Source organism: Streptomyces sp. NPDC056347 (genome assembly GCF_042262625.1).
Taxonomy (GTDB): Bacteria; Actinomycetota; Actinomycetes; order Streptomycetales; family Streptomycetaceae; genus Streptomyces.
The window spans coordinates 1-9704 of sequence record NZ_JBHJQP010000238.1 but is presented as its reverse complement, the minus strand read 5'-3'; the positions used below and the strand labels follow the sequence as shown (position 1 = coordinate 9704).

Annotated in this window: 9 protein-coding genes; 2 read left to right on the top strand and 7 right to left on the bottom strand. The window is 71.9% G+C overall.

Features of this window, described 5'->3' with window-relative positions:
• Positions 1 to 27: 27 nt before the first annotated feature.
• The 6 genes from ACFCV8_RS33560 to ACFCV8_RS33535 form a co-directional block, all read right to left on the bottom strand.
• Positions 28 to 507 (bottom strand): SRPBCC family protein, encoded by a 480-nt coding sequence (locus ACFCV8_RS33560; protein ID WP_376689288.1) that lies wholly within the window; start codon positions 505 to 507, stop codon positions 28 to 30.
• A 1-nt stretch (position 508) separates the two neighbouring features.
• Positions 509 to 766, bottom strand: coding sequence for an acyl carrier protein (locus ACFCV8_RS33555; RefSeq protein ID WP_352278791.1), 258 nt, complete (start codon positions 764 to 766; stop codon positions 509 to 511).
• Between the two features lie 15 nt (positions 767 to 781).
• Positions 782 to 2032, bottom strand: a complete 1251-nt coding sequence (locus tag ACFCV8_RS33550) for a ketosynthase chain-length factor (RefSeq protein WP_376689287.1) — start codon at positions 2030 to 2032, stop codon at positions 782 to 784.
• A complete protein-coding gene (locus ACFCV8_RS33545; RefSeq protein ID WP_376689286.1) occupies positions 2029 to 3297 on the bottom strand; it encodes a beta-ketoacyl-[acyl-carrier-protein] synthase family protein in 1269 nt (422 codons plus the stop codon). The genes ACFCV8_RS33550 and ACFCV8_RS33545 overlap by 4 nt, the downstream gene beginning before the upstream one ends.
• On the bottom strand, positions 3294 to 3725 hold the full coding sequence (locus ACFCV8_RS33540; RefSeq protein WP_376689285.1) for a cupin domain-containing protein: 432 nt from the start codon (positions 3723 to 3725) through the stop codon (positions 3294 to 3296). Before ACFCV8_RS33540 ends, ACFCV8_RS33545 begins: the two co-directional genes overlap by 4 nt.
• 75 nt (positions 3726 to 3800) lie before the next feature.
• Positions 3801 to 4916, bottom strand: a complete 1116-nt coding sequence (locus tag ACFCV8_RS33535) for a SchA/CurD-like domain-containing protein (RefSeq protein ID WP_376689284.1) — start codon at positions 4914 to 4916, stop codon at positions 3801 to 3803.
• 266 nt (positions 4917 to 5182) lie between these two features.
• Here ACFCV8_RS33535 and ACFCV8_RS33530 point away from each other — a divergent pair, with 266 nt between their 5' ends.
• Positions 5183 to 6811, top strand: a complete 1629-nt coding sequence (locus tag ACFCV8_RS33530; RefSeq protein WP_376689283.1) for an FAD-dependent oxidoreductase — start codon at positions 5183 to 5185, stop codon at positions 6809 to 6811.
• A 39-nt stretch (positions 6812 to 6850) separates the two neighbouring features.
• On the opposite strand, the gene ACFCV8_RS33525 is transcribed toward ACFCV8_RS33530, so the two are convergent.
• Positions 6851 to 8374 carry an alpha/beta fold hydrolase gene (locus ACFCV8_RS33525; RefSeq protein WP_376689282.1) on the bottom strand — a complete coding sequence of 508 codons (1524 nt, stop codon included), beginning with the start codon at positions 8372 to 8374 and terminating at the stop codon, positions 6851 to 6853.
• 171 nt (positions 8375 to 8545) lie between these two features.
• On the opposite strand from ACFCV8_RS33525, the gene paaK reads away from it, so the two are divergent.
• The coding region (gene paaK, locus ACFCV8_RS33520; protein WP_376689281.1) for a phenylacetate--CoA ligase PaaK at positions 8546 to 9704 on the top strand (1159 nt) is incomplete at its 3' end.

The window sequence follows — 9704 nt, the reverse complement described above, 5'->3', positions numbered from 1 at the left end:
GGCGGCGGACCGTGTACGGGTGGCGGGTCAGTTGGCCCCGACCGGGGCGGTGCGCCGCTCCCGGTCGCGCTGCTCGATCCTGTCCCGGATCAGCTCCATCTGGATCTTGGAGTTGCGGTTGATGTTGTCGGTCATCCAGGCGTCGTCCACGGGGGCGTCGGGACGCATCGCGAAGTCCTGCGCCCAGTGCATCCTGGTTCCGCCGGGCACCTCCGCGTACTCCCAGCGGATGTTCATGTGCTGGAAGGGACCGGGCTCCACGCGGCGGGCCCGTACGGTGCGCGCGGCGCGGTCCACGGTCCGCTCGGAGACCCAGCTCCACACCTTGTCGTTCTCGTCGGGGTGCATCGTCAGCCGGAAGGTGGTGCTGTCCCCGTCCCGCTCGATGATCTCGACCGCGGCGTACTCGCTGAACAGCCGGGGCCAGTTCTCCAGGTCGTTGGTCACGTCCCAGACCAGGTCCAGCGGGGCGGCGATGACGATCTCGTTCTCGGTGTGTCCGGGCACGTCAGGCTCCTGTCATGAGGCTGTTGTTGACGAGGTCGAGGAACTCCTGCGGGGTCTTGCAGCGGTCGGCGTCGGCCGGCAGCGCCCGGCCGTGCCGGTTCTCCAGCACGCCCACGATGCCGAGCAGGCCCAGCGAGTCCAGGCCGTACTCGTCGAAGGCCGAACCGGGGCGCTGTTCCATGTCGCGCGGATCGACGGTGACCCCGGCGCCCTTCTTCATCAGGGCGGCGAGTTCCGTGTAGGTCAGTCGGTCGGTCATCAGGACTTCTCCTTGTCACGTTCGGGGGTCGGTGATGCCCCGCAGCACCATCGCCGCGTTCGAGCCCATGAGCCCGCGGCTCAGCACCAGCGCCGTGCGCAGTTCGGCGGGGCGGGCGCTGCCGGTCACCACATCGATGTCGTGGCACACCTCGAAGACGTTCGGGGTGGGCGGTATGAGCGCGTTCTCCATCGAGAGCACCGCGGCGGCCACGTCCAGCACCGGCGCCCCGCAGTAGGCGCGTCCGATCCCGGTCTTGGGCGCCGTCACCGGCACCCTGCTGCCGTGCATGCCGAGGGCGTCGGCGATCGCCAGCGCCTCGGCCCGGTCGGCCGCGGGCACGCCGAGGGCGTCCGCGAAGACGACATCGATCTCCTCGGGCGCGCAGTCGGCCTCCCGCAGGGCGCCGATGATCGCCTGGGCGAGGCCCTCCCGGGACTCCTCCCACCGGGCCGCGCCGGTGAACGTGGCCGCGTGACCGGCGAGTTCGGCCCGCACCTTGGCGCCGCGCCGGAGCGCCGACCGCTCCTCCTCGACCACCAGCATGGCGCCGCCCTCGGCCGGTACGAAGCCACGGGCGTCCGAGGTGAACGGCCGGTAGGCGCGGGTCGGGTCCTCCTCGGTGCTCAGGTCCTCGTAGCCGAGCTGGCAGACGACCGAGTACGGCGCCAGCGGGGCCTCCGCCGCACCGACCACCACCGCTTCGGCACCGCCGCGGATCGAGCGGGCGGCGTGCGCCAGCGCGTCCAGGCCGCCCGCCTCGTCGCTGGCCACCACCGCGCACGGCCCCTTGAAGCCGCCCCGGATGGAGATCTGGCCGGTGCTGGCCGCGTAGAACCAGGCGATCGACTGGTACGGGCCCACGTAGGTGGAGCCCTGGCCCCAGAGCCGCTGGAGCTCGCGCTGGCCGAACTCACCGCCGCCCGATCCGGCGGCCGTCACCACTCCCACGTCGAAGGGCGAGTTCTCGTAGTCGGCACGGCCGAGCCGGGCGTCCTCCAGCGCGATGTCGGCGGCGGCCATCGCGAAGTGCGTGAACTTGTCGGTCTGGACGAGGTAGCGCTCCTCGATCAGCTGCGCGGCCTCGAATCCCCGCACCTCGCCGGCGACCCGCAGGGGCAGGTGCTCGCAGCCCTCCCGGGTGACCCGGTCCAGGACGCTCATGCCCTCGTGGGTCCGCTTCCAGAAGGCTTCGGTGTTGGTGCCGTTGGGGGCGACCACTCCGATGCCCGTGACGACGGTGCGCCGGGCCTTGCGGGTGCTCATGGTGTCCTCCCACCTGTTCGGGTCAGGGCCACCGCGGACTGGAATCCGCCGAACCCGCTGCCCACCGAGAGGACGCTGCGCAGCTTCAGGGGCCGTGCGGTACGCGGCACGTAGTCGAGATCGCATTCGGGGTCGGGGCTCTCGTAGTTCGCCGTCGGCGGCACCGTCTGGTGCACCAGGGCGAGTACGCAGGCCGCGATTTCTATCGCTCCGATCGCTCCCAGTGAATGGCCGACCATGGACTTGATCGAGCTCATCGGGATGTCGAAGGCGTGGGCGCCCAGGGCCCGCTTCACGGCGGCCGTCTCGTGCCGGTCGTTCTGCTTGGTGCCCGAGCCGTGGGCGTTGACGTAGTCGATCCGCGAGCCGTCCATCCGGGCGTGGGCCAGTGCCCGGTTGATCGCCTCGGCCATCTCCAGGCCCTCGGGGGTGAGCCCGGTCATGTGGTACGCGTTGCCGAAGGTGGCGTAGCCGGAGATCTCGCAGTACACCGTGGCGCCGCGGGCGCGGGCGTGCTCCAGTTCCTCCAGGACCAGGACGGCGCCGCCCTCGCCCATCACGAAGCCGTCCCGGCGCGCGTCGAACGGCCGGGAGGCGTGCTCGGCGTCGTCGTTGTTGGCCGAGGTGGCCTTGATCGCGTCGAAGCACGCCACGGTGATCGGGGTGATCGGTGAGTCGGACGCCCCGGCGACGCAGATGTCGACGCGGCCCTCCTCGACGGACTGGAAGCCGTAGCCGATCGCGTCGAGACCGGAGGTGCAGCCCGTGGAGACGGTCTGCACCGGGCCGTGCGCGCCGACCTGTTCGGCCACCGCGGAGGCCAGGGTGCTGGGCGAGAACGCGCGTTCCAGATGGTGGCCGGCCTTCTGGTGGTCGACGTCCCAGCGGGCACCGCGCTCGCTGACGGCGACGTAGTCGTGCTCCAGCCGGGTGGTGCCGCCCACCGCCGTGCCCAGCGACACCCCCATGCGCCAGGGGTCCGTCCTCTCCGGGTCCAGGCCCGCGTCGGCCAGCGCCTCCCGGGCCGCCACCAGCGCGAACTGGACGTAGCGGTCCTGCCGCGCGACGGTGTCGGCGTCCAGCCCGTGGGCCGCCGGGTCGAAGTCGCACTCGGCGGCGATCCGGGAGCGGAAGCCGGTCGGGTCGAAGAGGGTGATGCCCCTGGTCGCGGTACGTCCGTTGGCGAGGAGGTCCCAGAAGGCGGGGGCGCCGATGCCGCCGGGGGCGACGACGCCGACGCCGGTGACCGCCACGCGGCGGGTCATGAGGCGGCCTCCGTTCGTTCCGGCGGGGCGACGTCGGCGGACTCGGTGTGCTCGGTGTCGACGTGGCCGAGTTCCGGGCGGGGGGCGAGCGGGCCGAGGTGGAAGACCATGCGCGCCTCGATGTCGCCCACGTTGCGGAACCGGTGGCGCACATGGGGCGGGATGAGCAGCCCCTGGTCGGGGCGCATCCGGTACGGCTCACCGTCCAGGTCCACCTCGAGCAGACCGTTCACCACGTACACGAACTCCTCGGAGTACGGGTGGTAGTGCTCGCCGATGCGCTCGCCGGGCTGAACGATCGCCAGCCCCATGAAGCCGCTGGTGGCCCCGACCGCGGTGGGCGTGAGCATGGCGCGGAGATCACCGCCGCGCCTGCGGTTGGGCTGCGTCTCGCTGAGGTCCACGATGCGTGGCCGGTGCGTGGTCATGTCTGTTCTCCTCCTGGCGCATTGCGTGTTGAGTCGACGGGTTGAGCGAGAACCCCCCAGGGTGCGGATGCGCGGTCAGGACTCCATGGCCCGCCGATCCGTGATCAGGGTCATCTCGGACTCCTCCAGGAAGCGCGCGAGCCCCGGCCCGTCCGTGGGCACGGTGTCGCCTTCGAGGAGACGTCCGAGCCGGGCCTCCCTGCCGGTGCCGTCGACGCCGACCACCTGGGCGGCCCTGGCGTCGATCGGTCCGACCGCTTCGAGGAGGCGGACGACGACGTCGTCGCGCTGGAAGATGGTGCTGCTCTCGATGATGCTGTCCGGGTTCTCCGCGGCCTCCTCGTCCTGCTCGGCGAGGAGCCGGGCGAGGGCCATGCCGCAGCCCTCCTTGGCCTGGTAGAAGAGGGCGTGGCGGCGGACGTCCTCCGCCCGGTGCCGGCCCGCGGTCACGTGGTGGACGGTGGGGAGCGCCGCCCGGGTGAAGAACATCCGGGCGGAGTCCGGGTCGCTGAGGTCCCGGTCCTGCTCCAGATACGGATTGATCGCCTCCTCGACGGCCCTGACCTCGGGCTGCCGGGCGACGTGCCGCAGCGCGGCAAGCAGGTCGCCCTCGACCTCGACGGCCCGCACGACACGGTTGCCGTGCATGAAGAGCGAGGTGCGGCGCAGCCGGGTCCCGGCGTCGACCCGGGCGTTGGGGGACTCGTAGTCGGCGAGGATCTTCGCGACAATCTCCTCCGTGCCGGGGCGCACGGTGAAGGTGAGCGCGTGCCGCACCACCCCGTCGCCCAGGCGGGGGGACGCCTGGAGACGGCCCTTGGCCGCCTCGGGCGCCATCTCGAAGGCCTTGCCGGTCTCCCGCAGGACGCTGAAGCGCAGCGACCGGGTGTCGCGTACGCAGTTGTGCAGCGGCTGGACGGTGGCGACGTGCTCCTCGCTGTTCACCCAGGCGAGGAAGGGGGGCGCGCTGTCCCACTCGCTGGTGATCAGCCACTGGGAGGGGTTCTCGATGGACTGGCAGAGCTGGTCGCTGAGGTGCCCGGGGACGGAGGCCACCTGGTTGCGCATGTGTTCGTAGGCCTCCAGGAACTCCTTCTGGGCTCCGTCGTAGAGGTCCAGGAGGAGGACGACACGGAGCCGGGAGCCGTCGAAGGCCGACTGGGAGATCCGTTCCGAGAGGGTGGTGGTCATCGTTCGAACTCCTTCGAGACGGTCCGGTGGGCGGGCCTGCCGGCCTGCCACCGGCCGTCGGTTGGCGAGTGGTTTCGGAGCGGGGTCTCTCCCGGCGAACGTGCGTGGTCCGCGTCAGGGGCGCGGGCATCGTCTCCGTGACCGATCGTGAAACGCTGGTCCGGGTGGCGCGAGATTTATGAACCGTTCAGGTGAGCAGCCGTCCGAACCGCTCTCACCAGGGCATTGAACAATGCATCCGAACGGCGTTGGAGCAGGAGCAGCTGATGAACGAGAACGTCGACATTCGCGTACCGGTCCTCATCGTGGGCGGCTCCCTGGTGGGCCTGTCCACGTCACTCTTCCTCGGCCGGCTCGGGATCGAACACCTGCTGGTCGAGAAGCACCGGGCCACCTCGACGCACCCGCGCGGCCGTGGCAACAACGTCCGCACGATGGAGGTGTTCCGCACGGCGGGCGCCGAGGAGGGCATCCGCCGGGCGGCCACCGTCCTGGCCGACAACCACGGCATCCTGCAAGCGGGTTCGCTGACCGGGGACGACCAGGAGTGGCTGTTCAAGGAGATCGACCCGGGCGGCGGGATCGGCCGCTTCAGCCCGACCGGCTGGTGCCTGTGCAGCCAGAACGATCTGGAGCCGGTGCTGCTGGAGCAGGCCCGCGGGCAGGGCGGCGATCTGCGGTTCTCGACCGAGATGCAGAGCTTCGACCAGGACCCCTCGGGTGTGCACGCGGCGCTGAAGAACAGGGAGACCGGCGAGCACATCAGTGTGCACGCGGACTACCTCGTCGCGGCCGACGGCCCGCGCAGCCCCGTCCGCGACCAGCTGCGCATCGGCCGGACCGGCCCCGGTGACCTCTTCCACAACGTCAGCATCACCTTCCGCTCGCTGCGGCTCGCCGATGTGCTCGGGGACCGGCGCTTCATCGTCTGCTACCTCACCAACCCCGAGGCGGACGGCGCCCTGTTGCCGGTCGACAACAAGCGGGACTGGGTGTTCCACGCGCCGTGGAAGCCCGAACTCGGCGAGACGCTGGAGGACTTCACCGACGAGCGGTGTGCCCGGCACATCCGTACGGCGGTGGGCGCGCCGCACCTCGACATCGAGATCACCGGCAAGGCTCCCTGGCATGCCGCCGAACGGGTCGCCGAGCGGTACGCCTCCGGGCGGGTCTTCCTCGCCGGTGACTCGGCGCACGAGATGTCCCCCACCGGGGCGTTCGGTTCCAACACCGGCATCCAGGACGCGCACAACCTGGCCTGGAAGCTGGCGGCCGTGCTGAAGGGCGAGGCGGGCCCGGGGCTGCTGGACAGCTACGAGGCGGAACGGCTTCCGGTGGCCCGGGCGACCAGTGCGCGGGCGTCGGCGCGCTCCGGCGAGCACAGCCACCCGGGTTACGCGGCGGCGCCCGGGGTGGGCGGCGGACGGCAGGGCGGCATGCTGAGCGTGGCGCTGGGATACCGCTACGTCCGGGGCGCGGTGCTGGGCGCCGACCCCGAGGCGCCGGTGGTCCCGCAGGGTGTGCGGTTGAACGGTGAACCGGGTAGTCGCGCTCCGCATCTGTGGGTCCGTCAGGGCAGCGAGCGCAAGTCCACACTCGATCTGTACGAGCAGACGCTGGTGCTGCTCACGGACGGTGAGGACGAGGTGTGGCGCCGGGCGGCGGCCCGGGTCGCCGCCCGGCTCTCGGTGCGGCTCCCGGCGTACGGCATCGGTCCGGGCGCCGATCTGGAGCCGGAGAACGGCGTGGACTGGGCCGAGGCGCACGGGACGACGCGCCAGGGCGCCGTCCTGGTGCGCCCCGATGCCTTCGTGGCCTGGCGGTCGGCGGGCCCGGTGGCGGATGCCGAGCAGACGCTGTACGAGGTCCTGTCCTCCCTGCTGCACCGCACCTGACCCGTCACCGCCGCCCGCCGGTCACGGTCCACCGGCCGTTCAGGACAGGCCGAACTCCTTCAGTGCCGCGAGGAACGTGTCGGGGCGGTCGGTGTGGACGAGATGGCCGGCGTCGATGCTCCGGAACCGGCCGCCGGGTATCCGCCCCGCCAGCCAGACCAGCCGCTCCTGGTCGACATGGCTGGTGGGGCCGCCGCCGATGACGAGGGTCGGGGCGGTGATGTCACCGAGGCGGTCCCGCATACCGGGGTCCGGCGCGTTCAGCTGCGCGTCGGTCGCCGGCACCACCGGCCAGTCGTAGTCCAGCTCCCCGTCGGGCCGTACGGCGGGGGCGCGGGGCGGGTCGAGCGGGAACGGCGGCGGCATCTCCTCCAGGACGAGCCGCCCGATCAGCCCGGGCTCCCGCTCCGCGAGCAGACAGGCGGCCGCGCCCCCCACGGAGTGACCGACGACGGTGGCCCCGGCCAGGTTGCGGGCTTCGAGAAAGGCGTGCAGATCATCCCGGAACAGCTCGAAGGAGTAGCGGCCGGGCCAGTCGCTGAGCCCGTGGCCGCGGAAGTCGAAGGCGTACACCCGGTACTCGTCGGCGAGGTCCTCGGCGATCCGGGTCCAGGTGCGGCTGTCGCCGCAGCGGCCGTGGGCGAGGACCACGGGCGGCGCCGTCGGCTCGCCCCACACCCGGTAGGCGAGCCGGGTTCCCCCGGCGTGCACACTGTGCACGCCGGGGTCGAGGAAGGCCTCCACCGTACGGACGAAGGCGCCCGGGTCGTCCAGCCAGGGGAAGTGGGCGGCGCCGCGCTGGACGACGAACTCGGCGTCGGGGAAGAGGGCGGCCAGCTCGGCGGCACGGTCCGGGGTGGGCCCCGCGTCGCACTCCCCCGCGAGGACCAGGACGGGTGCGGTGACCTCGCCCAGCGCGGCCCTGGTGGCAGGCGGGTCGAAGGCCCCGTCCGCGTAGTAGTGGGCGGCGGCCGCGGAGTTGGTCAACCCGGGACCGGCGGCGGCATGGGCCCGGGCGGCCTCGTCCCAGCGCCCGTAGGTGAGCGGTGCGACGGCGTCGCGGGCCTCCTCCCAGGTGCCGCCCGCCAGGAAGGCGTCCAGGGCGGCCCGCGCCCGCGGGTACCAGGGCTCGTCGCGGCGCAGCTCGCTCGTCTCGCGCCAGTCCTGCTCGGTGGACTCGATGCCCACCGCGAGGGCGCCGGGGGTGACCAGCGTCAGCGTGCGCAGCCGTCCCGGGTGACGGGCCGCGTAGAGCGCGGCGAGGTTGCCGGCGGCGGAGTGGGCGAGCAGGTCGACGCGCTCCTCGCCGAGGTGTTCGCGCAGTGCCTCGACATCGTCGACCAGCCGGTCGCAGCGGTACGTCGACGGATCGTCCGGCACCGCGGAGTCCCCGGAGCCGCGCAGGTCCGGCACCACGAGCCGGCGGCGGGCGGCGAGCCCGCCGAGGTCCCCCAGGTACTCGCCCGCCCGCATCGGCCCGCCGGGCAGGCAGATCAGCGGTGCGCCCTCCCCCAGGAGGCGGTAGGAGAGTTCGGTCCCGTCGTATGCGTGGAAGATCGGCATGCCCGCCATCCAAACAGCACCGGCCGGGCGGTGCGGCCCTGTTCGGTATGAGCGAAGTACCGATCGCGATCAACGGTGCCGCACCTCTTGCCATCCGCCGGACCGGCCTGAATTACTGCTATCGAAAGATCGACCGAATGATCGGTCGTTGCTCGGAGGAGGGAGATCCCGATGACGCCCCTGCTGGACGACGCGGAACGACTGGGCCGGGACGAGCTGGAGGCGCTCCAGCTGGAGCGGCTGCAAGCCACGCTGCACCACGCGTACGAGAACGTCGGCCACTACCGTGCCGCCCTCGACCGCGCCGGGCTGCGCCCGGAGGACTGCCGCACCCTCGCGGACCTCGCCCGTTTCCCCTTCACGACCAAGGCCGACCTGCGGGACAACTACCCCTTCGGCATGTTCGCCGTCCCCGAGGAGCGGGTCCGGCGCATCCACGCCTCCAGCGGGACCACGGGCCGCCCCACCGTCGTCGGCTACACCGAACGGGATCTGGACATCTGGGCCGATGTGGTCGCCCGATCCATCCGCGCCGCCGGCGGACGCCCCGGCATGAAGGTCCATGTGGCCTACGGATACGGCCTGTTCACCGGAGGACTCGGCGCGCACTACGGGGCGGAGCGGCTCGGCTGCACGGTCATTCCGGCCTCGGGGGGCATGACCGCCCGCCAGGTCCAGCTGATCCAGGACTTCCGCCCCGAGATCATCATGGTGACCCCGTCGTACATGCTGACGCTGCTCGACGAGTTCGAGCGGCAGGGCGTCGACCCCCGTACCACCTCGCTGAGGACCGGCATCTTCGGCGCCGAGCCGTGGACGCAGGAGATGCGGCGGGAGATCGAGGAGCGGTTCGCGATCGACGCGGTCGACATCTACGGGCTCTCCGAGGTGATGGGGCCCGGGGTGGCGCAGGAGTGCGTCGAGACCAAGGACGGGCTGCACATCTGGGAGGACCACTTCTATCCCGAGGTGGTCGATCCGCTCACCGGCGAGGTGCTGCCCGAGGGCGAGGAGGGTGAACTGGTCTTCACCTCGCTCACCAAGGAGGCGATGCCGGTGATCCGTTACCGCACCCGGGACCTGACCCGGCTGCTGCCGGGCACCGCCCGGGTCTTCCGGCGGATGGAGAAGGTGACCGGCCGCAGCGACGATCTGGTGATCCTGCGCGGAGTGAACCTGTATCCGACGCAGATCGAGGAGATCGTGCTCCGTACGCCGGGGGTGGCGCCCCACTTCCAGCTGCGGCTGACCCGCGAGGGCCGCCTGGACGTGCTGACGGTCCGGGCGGAGGCGCGGGCCGGTTCGTCACCGGAGCAGCGGACGGGGCCCC

Excerpts from the sequence above, each read along its gene's own strand:
- ACFCV8_RS33555 (WP_352278791.1), bottom strand. The coding sequence starts at position 766 with ATGACCGACCGACTGACCTACACGGAACTCGCCGCCCTGATGAAGAAG.
- ACFCV8_RS33550 (WP_376689287.1), bottom strand. The coding sequence starts at position 2,032 with ATGAGCACCCGCAAGGCCCGGCGCACCGTCGTCACGGGCATCGGAGTG.
- ACFCV8_RS33545 (WP_376689286.1), bottom strand. The coding sequence starts at position 3,297 with ATGACCCGCCGCGTGGCGGTCACCGGCGTCGGCGTCGTCGCCCCCGGC.
- ACFCV8_RS33540 (WP_376689285.1), bottom strand. The coding sequence starts at position 3,725 with ATGACCACGCACCGGCCACGCATCGTGGACCTCAGCGAGACGCAGCCC.
- ACFCV8_RS33535 (WP_376689284.1), bottom strand. The coding sequence starts at position 4,916 with ATGACCACCACCCTCTCGGAACGGATCTCCCAGTCGGCCTTCGACGGC.
- ACFCV8_RS33530 (WP_376689283.1), top strand. The coding sequence starts at position 5,183 with ATGAACGAGAACGTCGACATTCGCGTACCGGTCCTCATCGTGGGCGGC.
- ACFCV8_RS33525 (WP_376689282.1), bottom strand. The coding sequence starts at position 8,374 with ATGCCGATCTTCCACGCATACGACGGGACCGAACTCTCCTACCGCCTC.